At 67.0% G+C, this 21,944-nt stretch carries 30 protein-coding genes and 1 tRNA gene; 18 read left to right on the top strand and 13 right to left on the bottom strand.

All coding sequences use genetic code 11. The features are described 5' to 3' along the window. Positions 1–234: 234 nt before the first annotated feature. Positions 235–789, bottom strand: coding sequence for a hypothetical protein (locus AB0I12_RS39035; RefSeq protein WP_359940321.1), 555 nt, complete (start codon positions 787–789; stop codon positions 235–237). 128 nt (positions 790–917) lie between these two features. Between AB0I12_RS39035 and AB0I12_RS39030 the strand changes: the two genes are divergently transcribed. Continuing rightward, positions 918–990 (top strand) — tRNA-Arg (locus AB0I12_RS39030). Positions 991–1,091: 101 nt separating this feature from the next. Here AB0I12_RS39030 and AB0I12_RS39025 read toward each other — a convergent pair. Further along, the gene (locus tag AB0I12_RS39025; RefSeq protein WP_359940318.1) at positions 1,092–1,475 is read right to left on the bottom strand and encodes a hypothetical protein; all 384 of its coding nucleotides are present in this window, start codon (positions 1,473–1,475) and stop codon (positions 1,092–1,094) included. 67 nt (positions 1,476–1,542) lie between these two features. On the opposite strand from AB0I12_RS39025, the gene AB0I12_RS39020 reads away from it, so the two are divergent. Continuing rightward, positions 1,543–2,106 carry a hypothetical protein gene (locus AB0I12_RS39020; protein ID WP_359940315.1) on the top strand — a complete coding sequence of 188 codons (564 nt, stop codon included), beginning with the start codon at positions 1,543–1,545 and terminating at the stop codon, positions 2,104–2,106. Positions 2,107–2,637: 531 nt separating this feature from the next. On the opposite strand, the gene AB0I12_RS39015 is transcribed toward AB0I12_RS39020, so the two are convergent. Then, positions 2,638–3,399, bottom strand: coding sequence for a hypothetical protein (locus AB0I12_RS39015; RefSeq protein WP_359940313.1), 762 nt, complete (start codon positions 3,397–3,399; stop codon positions 2,638–2,640). Positions 3,400–3,662: 263 nt separating this feature from the next. Here AB0I12_RS39015 and AB0I12_RS39010 point away from each other — a divergent pair, with 263 nt between their 5' ends. The 3 genes from AB0I12_RS39010 (at position 3,663) to AB0I12_RS39000 (ending at position 6,124) form a co-directional block, all read left to right on the top strand. Then, a complete protein-coding gene (locus AB0I12_RS39010) occupies positions 3,663–4,187 on the top strand; it encodes a hypothetical protein (protein ID WP_359940310.1) in 525 nt (174 codons plus the stop codon). Positions 4,188–4,307: 120 nt separating this feature from the next. Further along, positions 4,308–4,820 carry a hypothetical protein gene (locus AB0I12_RS39005; protein WP_359940307.1) on the top strand — a complete coding sequence of 171 codons (513 nt, stop codon included), beginning with the start codon at positions 4,308–4,310 and terminating at the stop codon, positions 4,818–4,820. An 836-nt stretch (positions 4,821–5,656) separates the two neighbouring features. Further along, positions 5,657–6,124, top strand: coding sequence for a hypothetical protein (locus AB0I12_RS39000; protein ID WP_359940304.1), 468 nt, complete (start codon positions 5,657–5,659; stop codon positions 6,122–6,124). Positions 6,125–6,319: 195 nt separating this feature from the next. On the opposite strand, the gene AB0I12_RS38995 is transcribed toward AB0I12_RS39000, so the two are convergent. From AB0I12_RS38995 to AB0I12_RS38985, 3 genes are all read right to left on the bottom strand, one after another. Continuing rightward, positions 6,320–6,949: a glyoxalase superfamily protein gene (locus tag AB0I12_RS38995; RefSeq protein ID WP_359940301.1), complete on the bottom strand. Its 630-nt coding sequence runs from the start codon at positions 6,947–6,949 to the stop codon at positions 6,320–6,322. 258 nt (positions 6,950–7,207) lie between these two features. Continuing rightward, on the bottom strand, positions 7,208–8,131 hold the full coding sequence (locus tag AB0I12_RS38990; RefSeq protein ID WP_359940298.1) for a hypothetical protein: 924 nt from the start codon (positions 8,129–8,131) through the stop codon (positions 7,208–7,210). Positions 8,132–8,320: 189 nt separating this feature from the next. After that, complete coding sequence (locus AB0I12_RS38985) at positions 8,321–8,479, bottom strand: hypothetical protein (RefSeq protein ID WP_359940295.1); 159 nt, start codon at positions 8,477–8,479, stop codon at positions 8,321–8,323. 485 nt (positions 8,480–8,964) lie between these two features. Between AB0I12_RS38985 and AB0I12_RS38980 the strand changes: the two genes are divergently transcribed. Next, positions 8,965–9,366 (top strand): DUF4375 domain-containing protein, encoded by a 402-nt coding sequence (locus tag AB0I12_RS38980; protein WP_359940292.1) that lies wholly within the window; start codon positions 8,965–8,967, stop codon positions 9,364–9,366. A gap of 64 nt (positions 9,367–9,430) precedes the next feature. Continuing rightward, the gene (locus AB0I12_RS38975) at positions 9,431–9,907 is read left to right on the top strand and encodes a GNAT family N-acetyltransferase (protein WP_359940290.1); all 477 of its coding nucleotides are present in this window, start codon (positions 9,431–9,433) and stop codon (positions 9,905–9,907) included. A 34-nt stretch (positions 9,908–9,941) separates the two neighbouring features. Here the strand turns inward: AB0I12_RS38975 and AB0I12_RS38970 are convergent, their stop codons facing one another. Continuing rightward, complete coding sequence (locus AB0I12_RS38970) at positions 9,942–10,295, bottom strand: hypothetical protein (protein ID WP_359940287.1); 354 nt, start codon at positions 10,293–10,295, stop codon at positions 9,942–9,944. Between the two features lie 162 nt (positions 10,296–10,457). Beyond that, a complete protein-coding gene (locus AB0I12_RS38965) occupies positions 10,458–11,060 on the bottom strand; it encodes a TetR/AcrR family transcriptional regulator (RefSeq protein WP_359940284.1) in 603 nt (200 codons plus the stop codon). A 65-nt stretch (positions 11,061–11,125) separates the two neighbouring features. Here AB0I12_RS38965 and AB0I12_RS38960 point away from each other — a divergent pair, with 65 nt between their 5' ends. The 6 genes from AB0I12_RS38960 (at position 11,126) to AB0I12_RS38935 (ending at position 15,050) form a co-directional block, all read left to right on the top strand. Next, positions 11,126–11,806 carry a molybdopterin-dependent oxidoreductase gene (locus AB0I12_RS38960; RefSeq protein ID WP_359940282.1) on the top strand — a complete coding sequence of 227 codons (681 nt, stop codon included), beginning with the start codon at positions 11,126–11,128 and terminating at the stop codon, positions 11,804–11,806. Continuing rightward, on the top strand, positions 11,803–12,411 hold the full coding sequence (locus AB0I12_RS38955) for a DUF2867 domain-containing protein (RefSeq protein ID WP_359940279.1): 609 nt from the start codon (positions 11,803–11,805) through the stop codon (positions 12,409–12,411). The genes AB0I12_RS38960 and AB0I12_RS38955 overlap by 4 nt, the downstream gene beginning before the upstream one ends. Before the next feature lie 134 nt (positions 12,412–12,545). Then, positions 12,546–13,037 (top strand): hypothetical protein, encoded by a 492-nt coding sequence (locus AB0I12_RS38950; protein ID WP_359940276.1) that lies wholly within the window; start codon positions 12,546–12,548, stop codon positions 13,035–13,037. A gap of 183 nt (positions 13,038–13,220) precedes the next feature. Beyond that, positions 13,221–13,889 carry a Type 1 glutamine amidotransferase-like domain-containing protein gene (locus AB0I12_RS38945; RefSeq protein WP_359940274.1) on the top strand — a complete coding sequence of 223 codons (669 nt, stop codon included), beginning with the start codon at positions 13,221–13,223 and terminating at the stop codon, positions 13,887–13,889. A gap of 19 nt (positions 13,890–13,908) precedes the next feature. Next, the gene (locus AB0I12_RS38940; RefSeq protein ID WP_359940271.1) at positions 13,909–14,292 is read left to right on the top strand and encodes a VOC family protein; all 384 of its coding nucleotides are present in this window, start codon (positions 13,909–13,911) and stop codon (positions 14,290–14,292) included. A 20-nt stretch (positions 14,293–14,312) separates the two neighbouring features. Beyond that, positions 14,313–15,050, top strand: coding sequence for a VOC family protein (locus AB0I12_RS38935; RefSeq protein ID WP_359940268.1), 738 nt, complete (start codon positions 14,313–14,315; stop codon positions 15,048–15,050). A gap of 15 nt (positions 15,051–15,065) precedes the next feature. Here AB0I12_RS38935 and smpB read toward each other — a convergent pair whose 3' ends face one another. The 4 genes from smpB to AB0I12_RS38915 all read right to left on the bottom strand — a co-directional run bounded on the left by smpB (position 15,066) and on the right by AB0I12_RS38915 (position 18,542). Further along, the gene (gene smpB, locus AB0I12_RS38930) at positions 15,066–15,545 is read right to left on the bottom strand and encodes an SsrA-binding protein SmpB (RefSeq protein ID WP_359940265.1); all 480 of its coding nucleotides are present in this window, start codon (positions 15,543–15,545) and stop codon (positions 15,066–15,068) included. Next, positions 15,526–16,608: a hypothetical protein gene (locus AB0I12_RS38925; RefSeq protein WP_359940262.1), complete on the bottom strand. Its 1,083-nt coding sequence runs from the start codon at positions 16,606–16,608 to the stop codon at positions 15,526–15,528. The genes smpB and AB0I12_RS38925 overlap by 20 nt, the downstream gene beginning before the upstream one ends. Further along, positions 16,609–17,658, bottom strand: a complete 1,050-nt coding sequence (locus AB0I12_RS38920) for a class I SAM-dependent methyltransferase (RefSeq protein ID WP_359940259.1) — start codon at positions 17,656–17,658, stop codon at positions 16,609–16,611. It abuts the gene before it with no gap. Between the two features lie 173 nt (positions 17,659–17,831). Next, positions 17,832–18,542: a hypothetical protein gene (locus AB0I12_RS38915; RefSeq protein ID WP_359940256.1), complete on the bottom strand. Its 711-nt coding sequence runs from the start codon at positions 18,540–18,542 to the stop codon at positions 17,832–17,834. Positions 18,543–18,742: 200 nt separating this feature from the next. Between AB0I12_RS38915 and AB0I12_RS38910 the strand changes: the two genes are divergently transcribed. From AB0I12_RS38910 to AB0I12_RS38890, 5 genes are all read left to right on the top strand, one after another. Beyond that, positions 18,743–19,069, top strand: coding sequence for a hypothetical protein (locus tag AB0I12_RS38910; RefSeq protein ID WP_359940253.1), 327 nt, complete (start codon positions 18,743–18,745; stop codon positions 19,067–19,069). Between the two features lie 59 nt (positions 19,070–19,128). Then, positions 19,129–19,563, top strand: a complete 435-nt coding sequence (locus AB0I12_RS38905) for a VOC family protein (protein WP_359940250.1) — start codon at positions 19,129–19,131, stop codon at positions 19,561–19,563. 11 nt (positions 19,564–19,574) lie between these two features. Continuing rightward, positions 19,575–20,342, top strand: a complete 768-nt coding sequence (locus AB0I12_RS38900) for a phosphotransferase (RefSeq protein ID WP_359940247.1) — start codon at positions 19,575–19,577, stop codon at positions 20,340–20,342. Positions 20,343–20,379: 37 nt separating this feature from the next. After that, positions 20,380–20,544, top strand: coding sequence for a hypothetical protein (locus AB0I12_RS38895; protein ID WP_359940244.1), 165 nt, complete (start codon positions 20,380–20,382; stop codon positions 20,542–20,544). A gap of 201 nt (positions 20,545–20,745) precedes the next feature. Then, entirely contained in the window at positions 20,746–21,597 is an 852-nt protein-coding gene (locus AB0I12_RS38890; protein ID WP_359940241.1) for an alpha/beta hydrolase, read from the top strand. Positions 21,598–21,601: 4 nt separating this feature from the next. Here the strand turns inward: AB0I12_RS38890 and AB0I12_RS38885 are convergent, their stop codons facing one another. Then, the gene (locus AB0I12_RS38885; protein WP_359940238.1) at positions 21,602–21,940 is read right to left on the bottom strand and encodes a ClpX C4-type zinc finger protein; all 339 of its coding nucleotides are present in this window, start codon (positions 21,938–21,940) and stop codon (positions 21,602–21,604) included. Between the last annotated feature and the right edge of the window lie 4 nt (positions 21,941–21,944).

Raw genomic sequence — 21,944 nt, 5'->3', positions numbered from 1 at the left:
CGCTACGACAAGTACGCCCTCACCTACCTCGGTGGCGTACTCCTCGCCGCCATAGTCACCCACCACCGCATCACCAATTAACAGACACGACCTAGCCATGCCCGCGACCCTAACCACGCGAGGGTCCTCCCACGCGCGCAAGACCGCCGTGTCGCGGTTCCGTCACGAGACACGCGACGGTGTCTGGGAACAGGCTATTGCTTGTCGTCAGACACCGCCGGGTGTTCCCGGACCTCAGGCGAGCAGTGTTTTGACCGAGCCGCCGGACTCGGTGAGCTTCGTACCGAGACCGTTCAGGGCCTCGCCGACCGTCGCGAGGATGCCGGACAGGTCCTGCAGGTTGCCGGCCAGGCTCTCGATCTCGGTCGCGACGCCGCCGATCTGGCCGCTCCCGTCGTTCAGCTTCTTCGCCGCCGCGTCGCCGATCCCGGGGATCTTGTCCAGCTCACCCGCGAGTCCCGCGAGCATCCCGGCCGCATCGTGCAGCCGGTCCTTGGCCGCGCTCATCGTGGTCGCGCTCCCGGTCAGCGCCTTCCGCGCCCCGCCCTCCCCGTCCTCGCCGACGAGCGCCCCGGCCGCCTTCGCCGCCTGCTCACCGGCCTCCCCGAGCCCCGCCCCGATCGTCTTCAGCAACTCCGGCAGCTTCCCGAGAAACCCGACCGCGTCGTCCGGCAGCCCGCGCACCAGATCCAGCACCTTCTGGAAGTCGTCCGAGTTCTCCATCACGAACCCGACGGCCTTCTTCACGTCCCCCAGATCCCGCCCACCGAGCAAGTCCTCAATACCCATCCGCGGATCGTAGAGCCGCCACCTCCCCACCCCCCGCCACGCCGCACCCCACCACCGTCACGACCTCGTTGCGAGAGCCGATTGGCATCCACCCGCCCCCGCCATGTATCGTTACTCGACGTTGTCCAGCGCTCGTAGCTCAACGGATAGAGCATCTGACTACGGATCAGAAGGTTGGGGGTTCGAATCCCTCCGAGCGCGCAAATCGAAAGCCCAGGCAGACACCCTCTGACCTGGGCTTTTGTGTGTCCGGAGGCAACGGCAGAGAGGGCGGCTGCTGACCCCAAAGATTGACCCCAACGTCACCGCACCGGCTCCTCGAACAGGAACGCCAGCTTGTCCACGGCCCCGCGTTGCAGCTCCTCGGCCACGTCGACGTAGATGACCTTCGCCGTACGCCGGACTTGACGCCACAGCGTGTCGAAGTGGCGGTTCACGTTCCGCGGCTCGATCGGCGTACCGAGCGTGGTCGTGAACATGTGTCCCTTGTCCCATGCCTCGACCGCCGCTCGCTCACTCTTCTTGGCGGGTCCGGCCAGCTGTGCGAGGTGGCCGGCGCGCTCGGCTTCCTGTGCCTGTCGGTGGGCGAGCAGGATCGGCAGCAGTGACTTCGGTACTGGGACCTCCCGAACGGAGCCGTCGGTTTTGACCTGGCCGAGCTGCAGCTCGCCGTCAACGCGGTGCAAACCGTGCTCGACCCGGATTACGCCATTGGTTCAGCAGTAGCCTCACCCAATGACTCAGATCACCGGTGTGGCGCTGGGTGTGGAAGCAGCACGTCGCCTCGCCGCGCGGCGTCGAGACATCCAGCCCGGGCTGACCCCCGCCGAGTTCGACCGGATCGAGCAGCAGTACGGGTTTGAGTTCGCCGACGACCACCGTGCCTTCCTCAGCGTCGGCGTGCCGGTCGGCAGCCGCAACTGGCCGGACTGGAGGAACGACGACCCGGAGACACTGCGCGAGAAGCTCGCCCGGCCGATTGGAGGCGTCCTCTTCGATGTGGAACACAACGGCTACTGGCACCGCAGGTGGAGTGAGCGTCCAACCGATCGCACAGCCGCCGTCGAGCGGGCGCGGGAGCACCTTGCCACGGTTCCGAACCTGGTGCCGGTGTACTCCCACCGGTACCTACCGGCCGGGCGCGGCACCTCCGGCCACCCCGTGCTCTCCATGCACCAGGCCGACATCATCTTCTACGGGGTAAACCTGCTGGACTACGTCTACCAAGAGTTCTCGGCCGGGCCGGGCCTCGACCGCTCGGAGCCAGAATGGCAGCCGCAGGCGACTGTCCCGTTCTGGCGAGAGTTCCTTGAGTGACGGTGCGCTGCCGAAGACGCAAGGGGGAGCCGCGGGCGAGATTCCGCGTCAGGACTTAGAGTTCTCCAGGGCGTGACCGGCGGTGTCTCGCGGAACCGTCTCCGAACTTCACGCGCCGCCTGGCCACCCACCATCGCGCTACGAGCCACGCAGTTGCTACGACCGCCACCGCGAGACCAAGCTGTGCCAGCAGCCAGTGCCCAGCATCGCCCGCGATTGCGGCACCGAAGAATCCACCGTAGAAGCCCACCATCGCTGGCCACGGAGCCTCCATCTCGCGGATCGGTGCCCACCAGCTGACAGCCGCGAGAGACAGAGTGGCTACGGCGACCAGCCAGGGCGGATCAGCGGTCATGTCCAAACGGTAGCCGTACACCAACGTCACCCTCCCGTTGCTCGAAGAGAAACCCGGGCTTGTCCTCGGCATCGCGCTGCAATTCCTCGGCCACGTCGACGTAGATGACCTTCGTCGTACGGGGGTCAGCGTGCCCGAGAATGGCGTGAATTGCTCCGGCGGGATTCGCTGTGGAGTCAACTGTGGCGAGTGAGCTCCTCAAGGGCGGTCATTGCATGGCTGGCGACCAGTTCGTCCGGGTCGGCGCTCATCTTTCTCATCAGGGCAATATCTCTGTCATGCGAGACACAGAGCCACCATCGAACCGTCCCTGATCGGTCCTCTGCGAGCCGGCGTTGAACAACCTGTGGAAGCACGTCACGAGCGGCGACCTTGGCCCGGGCCGCGGCGCTGGAGTCCTCGGCAAGTCTCCACAATTGGGTTTCTGTTGCCAGCTCGTTGAGAGCAACCTCGCCGCGCACACGCGCATCTGGGTCCTGCATGAGCGCCTCCAAGACACTCGCGCTGTGTGTGCTTATCGCCAGTTGCTCGCGCACCTGCCAGTCAGTGTCTGCAATGACGGCCTGGATCAGATCGGGTTCCAGCTCACGCAGTTGGGCCGCAGCCCATCTGGCCTCCCGGTCAGGTGACCGAACCGCGGATTCTCGAACAGCTCGGTCGGCGTTCGGATGCTGAACAGCAGCCCACCGAATCTGGCGATCTGCGTCTCCCAGGCAGGCAAGCAGCAATTCGGGTGGACAACCTGGATTGTCGACCACTGCCTGCCTGGTCCGACGATCACCGTCGCCGGCCAAGCGGTCGAGCACCCAACTCGGCACATCCCTGCGCGCAGCCAGTGCGCGACGTACGCTCGGACTTGGATCTTCGACGAACTGCTTCCAATCGCGTGCCGACAGCGACGCAGTCCCGGCCTGGCGTGCACGATCAGCCACCTTCACGAGTCGATGGTAGGCGCGCCGGGTCAACGTTGTCGGGCGCACAAGCCGCAAATCCGCAGGCCTATCCCCGGCATCCCGCTACGCATGTGGTCGCACCGGAATTGGGACCATCTCGTCGATCTGTGCGCCGGGCGGCACACCACAACCCGGCCTGGCCCTTCAGACTGTGCGCATGAGTGCAGGCCGGGATGGTCCAGGCGGATGACCCACATGGGCCGCTCTGCCACAGTGGGATGGATGGGTTTACTGAGCGGAGTGAAGCGTTGACCGACAACCGTGAAGCGGCTGGGCTCGATCATTTTGACGTCGCTTTCGCCGCCCTCCGCCGCGCCCGACCGAGGCCAAGCGTCACCGAGGCCGCCGAAGTGCTTCGTCAGGCGTTGGCTGCGGACGGAGTCATCTGGCCACAGTCGTCCCTGCTCGAGATCGCGCGCACTGTCGTAGAACCATGGTGGCCCCTTCGCCACCCAGTGAAGTTCCTCCGAGAACGAGCTGTGCGCGACCGAAACGACTCCGAACAAACCATTGGGGCTCCCATCGATCGACAGCACGACGCCGTCGTATCCGCCCAGCGGCAGCGAGTTGCACTCGATCTCGCCGTCTATGACGCAGTCAAGGGAGTCGAGTTCCTTGCGGCTCGGCCAGGCGACGTCGGCGTGGTATTGAACCCCTGGACACAGTCCATGGCCGATGCAATTCGGCGAAAATGCTCGCCTTACCAGGTCTACTTCCTTGAGGCTCTGCGCGAGGTCGAGGCCGATCCGCCCCACAACACCATCGACACCTGATGCTCCCGGCCCGCTCATCGGCGGCCAAGGGACGGCAAGACGGCAACAGCCGCCCCGGAACCTGTTACCCAATCATTAGGGGACGGGGCAGGTGCGGCAGCAGGCATTCATAATCACGCCATGGCCGCGCGACCTCCTACGTACCCGTACGTACCCAAGTCCAACGCGCACCTCTTTCCTGGCCACATCTGGGGCATACCTCTGCGAGACGGCCGATTCGCCTGTGGCCTTGTGGTCGCACTTCCTACCGCTCAGGAAGCACCTCACTATGCGATCAACAGCCGAACGTTCGTCGCGGGTCTGCTCGACTGGGTTGGCGACGAACTGCCCTCGCCCAACGCGGCCGACGACAGTCAACTCCTCACATGGGGCTTCGGCCACATCAAGATGATTGGTGAGAACGGCGGGGCGATCCTCGGTCACCGTTCCCCGCCGGTCGACCGAGACGGCGCGCTGTCCGGGGTATCTCACCGGATGGGCGGAACGGTCGGGCTCTACCGCGACGGCCGGATGGTCCGCGCCGCCACCGCAGACGAGGCACGAGACCTCCCGGTCATCGGCACGTGGGGCTTCGCCTTCATCGTTCGCGTCGCTGAGCGCGTGTTCGTCGATCACAAACCGGTCGTTCGCTGACCTGCCCCGAGCGGTGGTCATTGGCACAGGTAGGCGGAAACCGGGTCGACGCGCCCGATCGAGCCAATCGCCTTCCCCGCGCAACTCCGCGAGCGTTGCGGCCGTGAGTTCCGGTCCGTGGATCCGCGATCTTTCGGCACCTCGAGCGGTGAGAATGCTGTTGCCGTCCAAGGTGTCGGCCAGCGCGATGCCGCCGGCCGGGTCGGCGTACTGGTACGAGTTCGCCAAGTACTCAGCATCTCGGTGACCCATCAGGACCGGCCAATAGCCCGTCGCTGCTTGAGCCTCGCGCTGCCGACGCCACCAGTCGAGTGCGTCTTAGCCCGACGCGGTGAATCCGAAGACCGGCGCACCCAGCGGCGTAGGCGCGATCGCGTGCAGGCTCGGCAGGCTCGACACCACAGCTGCGGAAACAGCGGGCCATCCGGAGCCTGTGTCACGCCCCGCCGGCGATCCATAGGATCGCGCCAAGCAAATCGTTGGAGAGGCACTCGCCGACCGTGGTGCGGTCGACTGGGCCTGAACCAACCCTGGGCAACCGCGTCGTCGTATGCCCCGACGCCAAGGGGGTACTCGGTGAGCAGGCCGGAAAGCCGGTGTAGTGCGATCCAAGCCATGGCGTCCTCTTGGGTGCTGAACACGCCGCTGGCATGCCGCGCTCCGTCTCCGTGGAACAACCAGACTGTCTCGTGCTGATCCCGCATCGTCTGATCGTAGGTTCGGCAGGGCCATCCGGGTCCTCGATAGTGGGTGCGGCGAGTGTGTCACCGGAAGTGCCGCGGGTGACGTGGTCCCAGCCAGCGAGGTTCGAGCGCCGGCTCTGCGAGACTCACCCGATGGCTGTGACCCCGGCAACCAGTCAGCACGAGCCGACCCGCGCTGAGGTGCAGGCCTGGTGGGAGGACGTCGTTGCGCGGCGTCGTACGCGCACCGAGGCGTCGGAATGGGCCGACACGTGGGTGCAGGCCGACTTCATGGGCGAAGAGCTCGTGCTTCAGGCCCTCCTTTACCTGCACGCTATGGACCTCGTCGTCGACGCGTCAGTGGACAATCCCCGGCATCGGGCCGGAGCTGCCTCCGAGTACCTGGTGTCGGACGCGGACATGGCTACTGCGCTGAGCCGATGGTTACGAGAGTTGAGTGTCTACGACGATGACCCCGACGGTTGGAACCGTCGGCGCTTTCAGAAGATGCTTCGCGACCTCGCCACGAGATCCGGCGCAGACCGTGCGCGCTCCTTCGGCGACAAGCTCGTCGATGCCGGTCACCTCACCATCGAAGACGTTCTCGACGTATTGCAGTAGCCATGTACCGGACGTTTCGTCACCACAGCAAACGGCCGGATCTGCGCGCGATCCGCGTGCCCTGACCAGCGCTGACGTTGGTTGGCAGCAGTAAGGGGGACGGGGCAACTATGGAGATCGAACTGTCAGAGGTGTCGGTTGGGTTCTTGAGGTTGTGGTTGACCGCAACCGATTGTGCCTCCGCTGCGGCGGGCCTCAGCCGACGAAGGCGATCGCGTTGCCGTCTGGGTCGCGCACGATGAAGTCGGTGCCGCCCCAGGCTTGTTTGGTCAGCTTCTGCACGATCTGGGCGTCGGCGGCCAGATATTCGGTGTAAAGCTCGCGCACCTTTGGCGTATTGACGAACGCCATGATGAGCCCTTCTCGTTCCACGGCGCCGGCCGCGAACACCGGTTCGTCTACGTGCTTCAGGTGCAAGGTCGCGCCGTCGCGCGACACCGATCCGTAGAACGGCGGGTTGCCGTGCACGAAGTCGATGCGGAAGCCGAGCTGGTCCCGATAGAACTTGGCCGAGGCATCGACGTCGGCGACGTACAGCACCGGTTTGGCGCTCGCGACCGGCGTGTCCTGAGTCTCCGGCTGCTCGCTGGTGGGCGGGGCCGCTTCCGTGTTCGCCTTGAGTTCGGCCCAGTTGGCGCAGCCCGCTTCGAGGGCGATGATCTCTTGGGCCTCGGTCAGGGGAAACTTCAGCGCGAGTGCTTCGTGGTCGGACAACGTGCGATAGCGCTCGAGCTGTCGGATGCGACCGCCAATCGAGAAGTTGCCTTCGCGGTGCCAGCGAACGAGCAGTTTCGCCTGTTTCTTGTAGGTTTCGAGCTTGGGCATGGCGCTCCCTCTTCGGTCTTGAAGTAGGTGGGCCTTGCCCTTTCGGCGTGCATGCCGTTGCGCCCTACGACCGGGGTTTAACCCGCGCCTGCGAGGTTTGAGATTACCACAGCGAATTGGGCGCCCGGCGGCTCAATTGACACGCTCCGCCATGATTCCAACGGTTCCTAACGAGCAGCATCTCTAGGCAACTGGTCTATCGGCATGTCCGGGGCTACCGGTTGCCAATAGCCTTCTGACCAGCTCAGGATCACTCGTTCACGGCCACCGGACGACGCTGTAGCTGTCGGCGAGATGTACAGGGTCTCGGATCACAACGAGGTTGTCCTCTGCGATCAGTAGAGCGCCGCCGAGATCGGCGTCATGGTCGTACGTGCCCTCGACTTCGAGCGTCACCGGGCTCAGCACGCTGATCGTGCGCCGAGCCGCGATCACGATCCGGCCTGCGGCGTCCGCTCCGAGAACCTCGATGCTGTGCTCGGGTGCCTCGGCACGCCGTACGGCCGCGAGTGTGTCCACATCGAAGGCGATCACGTGCGTGGCATCGATGTTCCAGACATTGGGAAACGGCGTGTCCTCGCGCTCACCACACAGCGCCACGACTTGAGCCCCGATCACGCGCGGCCCTTTCCCGTACGGCAGCCGGTGCCGTGCGACGCTGCGTCGTGACCGCAGGTCCAGGTCGGTCGCGACCGCGTGGTGGAAGGACCAGCAGCGGTGCCGGCCATCGCCTAGTCGGTGGACCAGCTCAGGTGCACCCATCCGGAGCCTCTTGATCACCGTGCCGTCGCGCCGCGAGACGAGGACCATGGACCGGCCGTGATAGGCCGAGATACCAAGTACCTCGTCCGACAGCGCGACCATCCGCCACTGGTACTTCCCGATGCCCTGGCGAATGTCGTCGCCGATCTTCGTCAACGACCCGACGTCGATCCGGCACAGACCGAACGTGGCCAGCGCCCAGGCCGCCCCGTCGGTCTCGGCGTCGAAGACGACATCGCGCAAATCTCCGGCCAGGCGCACGCCTGCGCGCAGGTCGCCGGTGAGCGGCTCGCAGACGTACAGCTTGCCGCCAGGCAACGTCGAGATCACCGCTGACGAGTTCGGGACACGGACCATGGCAGAGCCACAACCAGACCGGGACGAGCGGGGCAACGCCCGCCGGACGACGTCGAACTCCACCACCGCACCCTTTCCGCAGCCTGGCCCAAACGTCAACAGATGCGTGCGCTGATCGCGGCGTGCTCGGTCAATCATGGACGAGCCGACGCGCCCGCATCTGCCGCGGAACGCGAAGTTCGGAACTGTCGATGTGCGGTCGAGGGGTGGCGGCTCTTTGAATCACGAGCGCTTGCCGCTCGGTGTCCGGCATTACTCTGGCTTGCGCCCGAACACTCGCTTGGCGACGGAGCCGGTGCCGATCGCGCCGAACAGCGCGACAAAGACCTCCGAGGGAACGCTGCTGAAGCTCGAATCGACGCCGTGGAAGGTCGCATCGCCCCCATAGACGCCGACGAACAGCACGGCCACCCACATCGCGACGATCGCCAGGGTGGGCCAACATGTCGCGATCAAGGATGCGCGAAGCCCAGCCGCCGCGAGGGGACTGAACTGAAGACTGATCCTGCATGGTCGAGGTCATGACTGCCCCTAAGTGCACTCCTAGCCTGATCCAGTGGCTGAACCGCCGGTAGAGCCGGAGGTCGGGGAGCGCGTGGGCGGAAGGCCCTGAGCGGCTACTCCCCGGACAACGAGGCTCCGCGACGTCGGGCTGCCGTACCACGATCCGCACATGCCGCGACGCCTCTGCAATGTCGGAGTTCGCCTGGCGGACGAAGTCGCACACCACTCGACAGAGGAGGTCCAGGCCAGCGCATGTGATCCGCCAGATCCGCGACACCTGTCCGCCAACTGATCCGCAACAGCCCAGAAGCCTGGCGACCACGTGAAGGACCCGGTGAACGCACGGATCCGATGTGCGGATGTGCGCCAATGTCGCCCGTAGAGTCCTGCTCATGGCAACGGACGTCTGGGATCTGTACGCGCAACTCGGCGAAGGCAACCGTTCCGCACCGACCGCAGCCCAGCGGCAGGTGCTGGCCGTCTGTGACCTACGCCAAGAGGTCAACGCGGGCGGGTTCGACGCCTACTTTCGCTATTGGGGTGGCGACTCTGCAGCCGAGGCCCTCGCAGCCCTGCCGGAGCTGCTGGGGCAGGATTGGGCCAACCTCCTTCGCGAGGCCATGGAACTTCTTGGAGATCCCTATCCTGATGACCCCGACGACCGGGCCGACAGGATCGATACCGGCGGCCTTGACGAGACCCTGAATGCGTTGGACGTGCGCTTCTATGCACTCGAGGGCTCATCCGACGCCGATAGCCGTCTCAGCGCCTACATCGACGCCAACCTCAGCTGAGAGGAACGTCCGGATCTGCCGCTGTCCGCGCAGTTGGACTGAGCCGCGTGTCAGGGTGAGAGGCATGGACGCTGAGGACGAGGCTCGACCGCAGATCCGCACCTTCACCGAACAGGATCGCGAGGCGGTCATGGCGCTTGCCCCAGGGTTGACCGAGGGGGTGGCTCCGTGGCGTGATCCAAGCGCCGTACTGCGTGCCGTCACCCAGTGGGTCACCGACTCTCTCGAACGCGCGGACTCTGCCGACCATGCCGTCTTCGTCGCCGAGGTGCGCGGCCGTGTCGTCGGAGCGGTGACGGTGGCCACCAGGCGGCACTTCACTGGTGAGATAGACGCCTATGTAGGCGAACTTATTGTCGCCTCGAGAGACTCTCATCATGGTGTGGGAACAGCGCTGATGTCTGCTGCCGAGGATTGGGGGCGAGCGCGTGGACTGGCGCGGCTGAGCCTGGAGACGGGCGCGGCAAACACGATTGCGCGCGGCTTCTACGAGAAGCTGGGGTACGAGGACGAAGACGTCCGGCTCAGCCGTCGCCTCTGAGTGACGATGTCCGGATCTGCCGCATTTCGCGCTGTCACGCAGATGAGCGGTCCTGCTCTTGGCCCCAACCGGTGAGGATTCGAACCTCCCAGTCGTGTCCGGGACCAAGGCGATGGGCGATGTGGCCCGGCGGCATGGTGGCGAGCGACACGATCGAGCCGTTGCGCTCGACGACATGGGAAATGTGGGTGGCCGTGACGGCACCAGGAATGTTCGGGTCGTTGACTCCGTCGCCGGTACACCATTCGCCTGCGGGCGTGTGGATTACCTCCCTGGCCGGCTGCTCGCCACGAAGGACCGTGTTCTGCACGACCGCTCCCAGGGCAGGCGGGAAGCGGTCGCCCTCGTACGGGAACGGCATCACTCGGCGCATCTCGCGATCGGTCACAGCCCGCACCCTAGTCAGCGTCGGTCTCGCCGTCGAAACGCACTCACATGCCGTGATCCGCGCTCCCGGAGATCATCTGGCGGACAACTGTCAGGCGGTTGGCGCGGGCGTTGGAGTTTGACCTGGGGTTTGGTGGCTCGGTTGTCGGGAGATGCGCACCGATCAGGTGGTCGCCGCCCGTACGCCGCGCAGGACGACGTCAAGCACTGCGTCAGCCTCGGCACGGGCGGCCTGGGGGTCGTCGGCGCGGGCAATGTAGAGGGCTGAGCCGTAGAGACCGCCCAGTGCTAGGTGGGCGAGCGCGTCGACTGCGACACCGGGCAACGCACCGCTGTCCACCAGCGGCGTCAGCACGGTCCGCAGCATTGGCAGTTCGACGCCTTCGGTGCCGCTGTCCCAGGCACGTGCAGCCATCACGGTCACACTGTCGATGATCACGACCCGCCTGAACGCCGGGCGCAGGCAGGCGTCGAGGAACGCGGACAGGCCCGCTCGTACCGCGGTCCACGGATCGTCCTCGGCCAAGGCCGCGGCCATCACCGCGTCAGCGGTCTCGTCCAGCACCACGTCGTAGACCGCCTTGAACAGCGCGTCCTTGCCGCTGAAGTGGTGGTAGAGAGCGCCTTTCGCGAGACCTGCGCGCTGGACGATGTCGTCCATCGCGGTCGCTTTGTAGCCCTGCTCGACGAACCGCTCGCGTGCGATCCCGACCAGCAGCTCCCGGGTTGCCTCCGCCTGCCGTTCCCGCAGCCTCTTGACAGTCACCCGGCAAGCATAAAAGACTGACTACCAGTCGGTGACCGACCGTCGGTCGGTAAAGGAGAGTTGTCATGCTGCCACTTCCGCCCGGACAACGGAGCGTCGAGGGGTTCCCACGATTCGGCACGCACCTGCACCGGCCGCCGCCCGCGGTGCCGGACGATCCGGTGATCGCGATCAGCGGCGTCGTGCGCAGGCCGTCGGAGGTGCAGCTGCCGGACCTCGCCACGCTGCCGCGGCGCAAGATCGTCGCCGACTTCCACTGCGTCTCCGGCTGGACGGCGACCGACCTGCAGTGGGAAGGGGTGCGGTTCGCCGACTTCTTTCGCGCCTTCGTCGAGCCCGCGCTCTACCCCGAGGTCTCCGTCAGCCACCTCGCGTTCGTGGGTCTGGACGGGGTCAGCTCGGTGGTCGAGCTGCAGGACGCGCTGGCGGACGACGTCCTCCTCGCGGACCGGGTGAACGGGCGCCCACTCGGCGGCGACCACGGCGCGCCGATCCGGTTGGTCAGCCCTGCCCAGTACGGCTACATGAGCATCAAGCACCTGTGCCAGATCGAGGTGTGTTCCGCGCTGCCGGCACATCGCCTCGATCGGAGCATCATCGGCCGGCTGATCGAGGGCCATCCCCGGGCTCGGGTCTGGCACGAGGAGCGCCACGGCCACATCCCGGGATGGCTGATCCGGCCGTTCTACCGCCCGCTGATCCGCCCCATCCGCGCCCTCTGCGCGAAAGGAACGCAAGACCGATGAGACTCCCCAACGACGTCCTGAAGACTCAGGACTGGATCATCGACGACATCGTGCCCGACTTCGACGTCGAGGACGTCTGGGCCCTTCCCGCCGAGGGCGGTGCGCACGACTTTCCAGCCGTCATCCAGGCGCAGGACTCCCTCGACTTTCCCGCGGCCGCGCCGCTGCCGGTGCGAGTGCTGTGGGGCATTCGCGACCTGCTCGGACGCGCGTTCGGACTCGGGCGCATTTCGACATCCGCAGACGCCGCCGGCGCCTGGCCACCCGTTCCCGGCACTGGCGAACCATCGCTGCTCGCGCGGCTCCCCGAGGACCTCCGCGACACGTCCCCAGCATCGCCGTTCACCGACAAGCCGTTCCGGCCGCTGTACCGCACCGACACCGAACTCGCCCAGGAAATCTCCAACCGGACCATGTACGGCGTGATGCATCTGGCCTGGGCTGACCAGGGAAGCGACCGCTACCGCGCGCAGATGACCGTCTACGTCAAACCCCGCGGCACCTTCGGCAAGGCGTACATGGCCTTCATCAAGCCATTCCGTTATGCGATCGTCTATCCGGCACTAATGCGACACTTCGAACGAACCTGGTCACAACAGCACTGACGAGCGAGTCTGTACCCGTGAGCGCGGAGTGGCACCTGCGCCGGGTCCCGGCCGGTACGACGGGAAGAGGCGAGGGGCGGAGGTCGCCAGACAATGCCCATGACGGCGGCAGGCGACCCGAGCACAATGGCGCCATGTTGCAGGAGTTTGTTCCGGATGGGGAGACGCCGACACCCGGTGTGGTGGCCGCGTGGCTGGCCCTGGACACCCTGCAGGCGGAGCCCGTGCCGATGTGGGCGGCCAACTGGCTCGTTCAGGGGTACGACGGTGAATCGCTGGCGGAACTAGCCGGCCTGAGCGGACGGGACACCCGTGAGGTTCGTGATCTCCTCCCGGCAGCTCTCGCGGACGCGGGCGTTGACCCTTTGTCCTCGAGGCAGGCGGCCCTCAAGGTGGCGTACGACCACATCGCCACCATGCATCTGACCGGCCGGGTTCGTTGGGCCTGGGTCGTCGATCAAGTCGTCGGACTTGTGATTGGCAACGGGTACGCCTCCGAGGCCTTCGAACAGCCCCTGGGCGAGCTGTGGGGGATCGACGATGACCTGGGCGATCCATGGAGCCGGGCGGAGGACGAGCTAGCCGGAATCGTGCGCCAGGCATGCATCGAGCAGGTGCGGCAATGACCGGCGTGTGTCCGTCCCTTGGTTCGGGAGAGCAGGCGTACGAGTAGCTTCCCTCGAGTGCGCCGGCAAACCCCATGTCGAGCGGGAACTGGCCGAGGTTGTCGGATCTGGGACGTAGCGTTCGTCGAACAGGTGAATGGCGGTCGTTCACGCGGATTCGCCGTACTCGGCTTGGGAGGTTTTGTGAAGCTGCTGCTCACATCCGGTGGTGTGACGAACGAGAGCATTCGTGACGCGTTGGTCGAGCTGCTGGGGAAGCCGATCTCCGAGTCGCGTGCGCTCTGCATCCCGACGGCGCAATGGGGTCACCCGATGCTCGGGCCTGTTTCGGTGCGACGCTCCGTCGTCGGTGACCCTCCGTTTGACAGGCTGACCAGCTTGGGGTGGGCGACGTTGGGTGTCTTGGAGCTGACCGCGCTGCCCAGCATTGGCGAGGAGCGGTGGGTGCCGTGGGTTCGGGAGGCCGATGTGCTGCTGGTGGACGGCGGCGACGCGACGTACTTGTGCCATTGGATGCGGGAGTCGGGTCTGGCGGGTGTCGTCTCGTCGCTGCCCGAGACGGTCTGGGTAGGGCTCAGTGCCGGCAGCATGGTGATGACCCCGCGGATCGGCGACGACTTCGTCAGCTGGCCGTCTGCGCCGGACGACCGCACGCTCGGGGTCGTCGACTTCTCGATCTATCCGCACCTGGACCACGAGCAGATGCCGGGCAACACGATGGCCGATGCGGAGCGATGGGCCGTCGAGATCGCAGCTCCGGCGTACGCGATCGACGACGAGACCGCGATCAAGGTGACGGATGGCTCCGTCGAGGTCATCTCCGAAGGACATTGGAAGGCCTTCCCCGCCTAGCCGAAGGAGTCGACCGACGATGCAAGGTTTCGCGTGGAACGCGGTGTGCATCGACTGCGCGCCGGACGAGTACGACGCCGAGGTCGCCTTCTACCGCGACCTGCTCGGGGCAGAGGTGGCTGAGCGCGAGCCTCGTTGGGCTGCCTTGCAGGACCCCCGCAGCGGAATGTGGCTCAACATCCAGGCCAACGACTGGTACGTGCCTCCGGTGTGGCCCGAGGAGGTTCCTGCGCAGACGAAGATGATGCACTTCGAGATCCGGGTGGACGACGTCCAGGCCGCGGTCACGCGGGCAGTCTCGGTCGGCGCTCGTGAGGCCAGTCAGCAGCCGGCAGACCGCGACCCGAGCAGGCTGAGGGTGATGCTGGATCCTGCGGGTCACCCCTTCTGTCTCTGGAGCTGACTGTCGCTAGCATCGGCGGCATGGCAACGCGGCTTGTGCAGATCAACATGAAGGCTCGGGACGATTCGGCGCTCGGTCGTTTCTGGGCGGAGGCGCTCGGCTGGGAACTGTCGAGCGAGGGACCCGGCGTGACCAACCTCGAACCCAAGGGCTTCGTCTACCCCGACCCCGTCGCCGTCTGCATCGATCTGGTCGCCTCCGCGGAACCCAAGACGGTGAAGAACCGCGTGCACGTCGACCTCGCCACCACTTCGGCCGCCCATCAGGCGGAGCTGGTGGCGCGCCTGAAGGATCTCGGCGCGACACTTGCCGACGTGGGCCAGGGCGACGTCTCTTGGACGGTCATGGCCGACCCGGAGGGCAACGAGTTCTGCGTGCTGGATTGGCACGACCCGGTCCAGGACACCGGACCGATCGCCACGGTCGTGGTCGACTGCGCGGATCCGCGCGCTATGGCCGACTTCTGGGGTGAGGCCATGGACTGGACCGTGCACAAGGTGACCGACGACAACGCAGTACTGCGTTCCGCCAAGGGCGTCGGCCCCTACCTGCAGTTCCTCCGCACGCCTGACGAGAAGACCGTCTGGAATCGGGTCCACCTCGACATCCGCCCGTACCCGGGCGACGACCTGGAGGCAGAGGCCGCCAGACTGCAGTCCCTCGGCGCGACACCCATCGACCTGAGCGGCACCAATGTCACGTGGACGGTCATGGCCGACCCGGAAGGCAACGAGTTCTGCCTCCTCGCCCCACGCTGACCGCAACCTGGCGGGTCAGTCCCGGCGGCCTTTGAGGCGGCGGTTGACGGCGCGTTCGACTTCGCGGGTCGCCTCGCGTTCGGCGAGGGTCTGGCGTTTGTCCCAGGTCTTCTTGCCGCGCGCGAGCGCGATCTCGACCTTCGCGCGGCCGTCCTTGAAGTACAGAGTCACCGGGACGATCGTCAGCCCGCTCTCGTTGACCTTGCGCTCGATCTTGTCGATCTGCGCCCGGTGCAGCAGCAGCTTCCGCTTGCGCCGCGAGCCTTCGTTGAACCAGCGAGCCTGTGAGTACTGCGGGATGTGCACGCCGTACAGCCAGATCTCCCGGTCCTCGACGGCCGCGAACCCGCCGACCAGCGACGCTCGCCCGGCGCGGAGCGCCTTCACCTCGAGGCCCTGCAGCACGATCCCCGCCTCCCAGGACTCGCCCAGCTGGTAGTCGTGGGCAGCCTTGCGGTTGCGCGCGACGACGGGCTCAGCGTCTGGCTTCTTCACAGTCCGATTCTGCCTGGCGGCCGGCCAGCGCCGCGATACTGGCCAGGTACTTCCGTGGGATCTCGGCGCGGGTGCGGAGCTCGATCGGGTCGGCGTACGGGATCAGGCGCAGCCAGGAGACGAGGCGGTGCACACCGACCAGCGCCTCGGCGGCGTCGAGGTCGCGGCGCAGGACCCGCGGATCCGCGTCGAGACGGTCGCACCAGACGTCGACGTACGCGTTGAGGAGGGCGTCGCGGTGCTCGCGGGACAACGGCGCCCGCGTCCAGTCGGCCACCGCATCGAGGAAGCCGTGCAGGGTGACGAACGGATGCGCCCAGATCGTGTTGCCGAAGTCGAAGAACCGCGGCCGGAGTACGCCGGTGGAGCGGTCGGCGAAGATGTTCGCCGGGTAGACGTCGTTGAACTCCAGGTCGAGCGGAACAGTGCCGCTGAGCGAGGCGGTCCGCCGATCCAGTACGTCGGCAGCTCGGTCGACGCGGGCCACCACGGCCGGATCGGCGTACAGCGGATGTCGAGGCGGCAGGTCCGCCCACTCCCGGGCCACCGCGCGGACCCGATCGCCGGCCGCGGCCGGGGCGAGCTCGATCATGCCTGGGTACTCGGCCGGATCGAGGCGGCCGAGGAGGGAGCACTGCAGGCGGGCCAGGGCGCGTACGACGGTGCAGCGCGTCGGCTGATCTGCGGCGTCCGGGTGCCAGAGCGTCGTACCGTGATCGTCGGTGAGCAGGCGGCCGCGTTCGCGGTCCAGTGCGATCGGCCGGATCACGTCATACGGCGCGAACTGTGCCAGCCTCGCGACCAGGCCCGGCTCGAACCGGTGGCCTGGGTTGTTCTCCTTGAACCACACCAGGCCCTCGACGGTCGTGTAGCAGCGGACCACCGACCAGAAGCGGGCCCGGTAGGTGACCGGCTCCCCGCTGATCCGGCGACCGTGCTCGGCGAGGCGGTCGCCTACCCATGCGTCTGCGGTCTGCGTCCACTCCGGTGACGTCCAGCGAGCGACCCACTGACCCTGGGCGTCCGGGCCGAGTGGTCTCGCGGGCGGCGGGTAGTGGGGCATTCAGCGGGTGGCGGTCAGCAGGTAGGTGGCCGGGATGCGGTCGGCGGTGTCGCCGAGGGCCGGGTACATGTCGGCCTCGGAGAACTCCTGGAACGAGCGGAGCGTCAGCCCGGCGGTCAGGACGGCGCTGATGACGTTGCCGATGCTCCAGACGAAACTCTTGTGGGGGAGATCCGGGACTCCCAGCGTCCGGGTGATCTCGGGTGCCTTGAGCGGATCGGCGTAGCCGGCGCGATCCGGGACGAAGTAGTCGCCGGAGACGCTCAGACGGTCCTCGTCGGCGACCGTCAGCACCTCCCACAACGGGTGGTGCTCACTGATGACCAGCGAACCGCCGGGGTTGAGTCGTTGCGCGACCAGGTGGGCCCAGGCGTTGATGTCCGGCGCCCAGCACAGACCGCCCCAGGAGATGAAGATCAGGTCGAATCCGTTGAGGTCCTCGGACAGAGCCGTCATGTCTTGCTCTCGGAAGTCCACAGCCAAGCCCAGGGCGTCGGCCTTCGCCCTGCCCGTGGCCAAGTGGCTCGGTGCGAGGTCGACGGCGGTGACCTCGGCTCCCAGCTGGGCGAACGTCAGCGCCTCGTCGCCCACCGAGCAGGCCAGCTGCAGCACCCGTCGTCCGCTGACGTCACCGATCGCGGCACGCTCGTGCTCGTTGAACACGCCGGCCCCGGAGCGCAGCGTCTCCAGCGACGCACCCTTGCGCGCCGGCGCCAACGCTTCCCAGTACCGCTGGTTCTCGCGTACGACGTTCGCCGCGGACTCGTCCGGAGCGACCTTCGGATCGGTGTGCCACTCGATGTAGTCCGGCTCCGGATCGACCGGGAACCGTACGGCGTCGACCGTCGTACGGCCGCTCATCCAGGCCTTGGAGACCCGGTGCCCGCCGTCCATCAACCGCCCGTCCGCCGACAGGATCACCGGATAACCGAGATCGGCCTTCTGAATCAGATCGGCATGCCGCGCAACCATCCGGCAGGTCACCGCCCGGCCCCCGAACCAGCAATCCTCGTCGAAGGCCTTGATCGCCTCGATCGGCACAGCCTCCACCGGAAGCCCCTCCGCCAACTCCCACAACCGCTCAGTGAAGTAAAAAGCCCGCCCACCAGCCACAGCCCGCGAATGCCGCTCAACCATCCCGCCATCATCCCCCGCCAACCCTCAACCCGCCCGCCGTTTTCCTGGGCGCGGCCTCGGTCAGCTGGAAACGTTGCGGGTGTTGCTCAGGCGGTCACCAGGTCGCGTGCGGGGACGAAGATGTTGACCTGCGCCAGGTAGTCCGGGGTTTGTTCGATGATCTCGTCGCGCTCGAGGAACGGATGCTCAGGGATCCACGGATCCGAGAGGGCTTCGGCCTCGGTCCAGGCGGGCGGATCTCCGCCTGCCGCCTTGAACTCCTGAGCGGTCAGTACGGCGAGCAACGTGTCGAAACCCGCATGATCGGTCGTGTCCGGCGCGGCCTCCCAGGCGGCTTCGGAGCCGTCGTGGCGGTCGAGCAGCAAACGCAGATGGTCGCGGCCCTGCAGCAACATCCGCCATGCCCAATCGGTATCGCTCGCCTCGCGAATCGCGGTGGCCGTGGCAGGGGCCGTCAGGATCCGGTGATCCCGCGCCTCGTCAAGCGCGGTCAGTTCGGTTTCCAGGGTGTTGGTCATTTGGGTGAATTCGGTGGGGAGGTCGATGTTGTAGCGGTCGGCGAGGACGAGTACTGACCAGAGGCAGTCGGCGAGTTCGTGGCCGAGGTGGGCTTCGGCGTTGTCGATGTGGCGGCGGCCTTCGGTGGCCATGATGAGTTTGGCGAGGTCGCCTACGTCGCCGACGAAGCCGAGGGCGAGGTCGGTGGTGGTCCAGGGGGTGCGGCCGGCGGCCTCGTTGTGGCGGTCGTAGAGCTGGTTGATGGCGACGGCGCGGGTCTGCAGGGCTGCGAGATCCATGCGTGTAGACCCTAGCCTTGTACGGTGGCGGCGTGCGCGGACGACGTACGGCGGGGCTTGTGGCGACTCTTGCCGTGGTCGGCTGCTCGGTTCAGCCGCATGTGGAGATCTCTAGCGGGACTGGTGGGAGCGCGGAATTCGCGAGGCATGTGAAGTACTACGACATTCACCTGCCGGCGGGCGCTACCGGGCTTGAATGGGTGGAGCTTCGCGACTGGGACGTGAACGAGATCTATCTGCGCTTCGCCACCGACCGGGTCGGACTGGCCGGCTTCCTCGGCACATACCGGCTCACGCCGGACGCGCTGACGGACACGACCCGGTCGGAGGCCCTGCCGAAGGAGTCCGGCTGGGACGACGAGTTGCCCGCGCGGTTCGCCGAGTGGCAGCCGAGCAGCTGGCCGGCGCGAGCGAGTGACCAGGTCGACGACACCGACTCCAACGGCCTGCCTTTGTCCGTCGACCTCCTGGTCGACAACCCCACCGCCGCCCGCCCCACCGTCTTCGTCCGCATCATGCAAACCTGAGGAACGATCGAGTGGCAAACCAGATGACCGGCGGAAGCGGCACGTTCTAGGGTGGGTGTATGGCGTCGGTGAAGAAGTTTCAGGTCACCTTTGACTGTGCGGAGCCTGAGCGGGTTGGTCGGTTTTGGTGTGAGGTGTTGGGGTATGTCGCACCGCCGACGCCGGAGGGGTTCGCGTCCTGGGAGGAGTACGACCGGTCGCTGCCGGCCGAGCAGCAGGGGGCGTGGTTCGCGTGTTCCGACCCGACCGGGGAAGGGCCGCGGTTGTTCTTCCAGCGGGTTCCTGAGGGCAAGGTCGTGAAGAACCGCGTGCACCTCGACGTCCGGGTCGGCACCGGTCTCGTCGGTGCGGAGCGCCTCGCCGTGCTCGAGGCCGAGTGCCGGCGGCTCGAAGCGTTGGGGGCCGTCCGCGGGCAGCTGCTGCTGGCCGACGAGGAGAACGAGTCCTGCCAGAACATGCAAGATGTCGAAGGCAACGAGTTCTGCCTCGACTGATCCCTGCAAACGTGGAAGCTGAAGAGGTCCTGACCGGCGGGAACGTCGCCGACCGGGTCGTGAAGATCGGCGCGACGGTGCGGAAGCCGGCGCTCGACCACACGGCGGGGGTCGAGGCTGTGCTCGACCATCTGGCGGCGAAGCACTTCGAGGGTGCGCCGCGGACGTTCGGGCGCGACGAGCAGGAGCGCCACGTCCTCGAGTACATCCCAGGTGCGCTCGCGGACACGCTGCCGCCGTTCTCGCTGGACGAGCTGCGCCGCGCCGGACGGCTGATCCGTGAGCTGCACGACGCCATGGACGACTTCGAGCCGCCGCCGGACGCCGCCTGGCACCCGGCGGTACCGGACCCGGCCGGCGGCGAGTTGATCTGCCACGGCGACCTCGCCCCGTGGAACCTGGTCTGCAACGACGACCGCTGGGTCTTCATCGACTGGGACAACGCCGGGCCGTCGACGCGGTTGTGGGACCTCGGGTACGCCGCGCAGTCGCTCGTACCGTTGTGGCCGGGAGGCGACGTGACGGTGGACGCCCCGCGATTGCGGGCGTTCGTGGACGCATACGGGCTCGACCAAGAGCAGCGCCGGGCGTTCCCCGCGCAGATCGCGGCCCGGACGCGCGGATCGTACGAACTGCTGGTCCGCGGCCACGAGACCGGTGAACAACCGTGGGCCCAGCTTTACGCGGACGGCCACGCCGACTTCTGGGGCCCGGCCGCCGATTACGTCGCGAGGCACCACGACGCCTGGATCGACGCGCTGCTTTCCGGCCCCGCGTAACACTCCCCGGGCGGCTAGCGGGTAGGGGGTGGGGGGAATGACAGTGCTGCGGACGTTGCTGGCTGTGTGCTTCGTTCTCGCCGGGCTCGGAGGCATCGTCTCCGCGGTCCGCCAGGGCGAACTGTTCGACCTCGTCGTAGCGGTGGCCCTGTTCGCGACCGCGATTGCGCTGTGGCCGCGCAAGCATCGGAGCCAGGTCTAGCTTGCTGAGGGCAACAGGTCAGCTGAGAGGTGACGGCCAGTCGGTCTCGGGCAGCAGAGCGCGGAGCGACGATCGTCGACCCGATGCGGATGCAGCACGGCCGCCGCGGCGTCGATGAGCTCCTCGTCGGTCACCCAACGAAACCTAGCAACGCCGCACCGGTCGAACCACGGGATTTCGGCGCCGTGTGAGACTGCGGTGGTGGGTGAGTCGTACGTCGAGCTCAACGGAGTCCGGCAGTGGGTGCGGGTGGTGGGCGACCTGCGTGGGCGGACGCCGGTTGTCGTGGTGCACGGTGGGCCCGGCGGATTCGTCTACGACTTCGAGCGGCTGACGGGGCCTGGGCTCGAGCAGCTCGGGCCGGTTGTGTACTACGAGCAGCGCGGCTCCGGGCGCAGCGACGGCGACGGGCGGTACGCCGTACCGCTGCTCGTCGACGACCTGGAACAGTTGCGGCGGCATCTCGGCCTGCCGCGGATCGTGCTGCTCGGCATCTCGTTCGGCGGGGATCTCGCGGCCGAGTACACCGTCGCCTATCCGGATCGCGTCGCCGGCCTGATTCTTCAAGGCACCGCGCTGGCCGGGCCGCTCACGCCGTCGACGTGGGGATCCGGCTTCGAGGCCGTTGCCGCCGACGACGAGATGCGGGCCGCGATCCGCGCCGCGGTCGTTGAGTCGGGGCCAGGCGCGGTCTGGGATGTCGTCGACCGGGAGACCGTCGACCGCTTCCTGTTCCGTCGGCCCGCGGCGGCGCGGCGGGTCCGTGAGCTGTGGGAGGAGAGCGGGCTGATCAACACCGGCGAGATGGCGGCCGCGCTCGCCGCTGAGCCGCCGCGGCGGGTGCCGCTCGTCGACGAGCTCGCCGCGCTGGAAGTCAGAGTGCTGGTGCTCGTCGGCTTCTGGCATCGCAACGCGGGCGTGGATGCGTGCCGTGACCTGGCCACCCGGCTACCGCAGGCTCAGCTCCGCGTCTTCGGCGAGAGCGCCCATTTCCCGAACGTCGAGGAGCCTGACCGCTACCTTGCCGAGATCGCGGTGTTCACGGCAGGCTGACGGCCTATTCCTCGCCGGAGAAGCGTTCCCAGGCTGACTGGCGGCTGATGCCGAGGGCTTCGCCGATGCGGGCCCAGGTGACGGATCGGGAGCGCAGGGTGTGCACGCGTTCCTGTACGGCGGCCTCGACCTGGCCGCGGGACTTGTCGATCCGCGCGATGTCCGCAAGCAACTCTTCGTCGCTCTTGCCGTCCAGCGATGGGAGTGACGATTGCTCGTCGATCACCTGCACGCACAGGTCGACGCACTCGTTGCAGATGAACACGCCGGGCCCGGCGATCAGCCGCTGCACCTCGTCGGCGACCTTCCCGCAGAACGAGCATCGCAGCACGTTGTCCGGCATACCG

This window comes from Kribbella sp. NPDC050459, assembly GCF_040655315.1.
Lineage (GTDB): Bacteria > Actinomycetota > Actinomycetes > Propionibacteriales > Kribbellaceae > Kribbella.
Note: the sequence above shows the minus strand (reverse complement) of the source record. Positions and strands in the feature narration are given on the sequence as shown.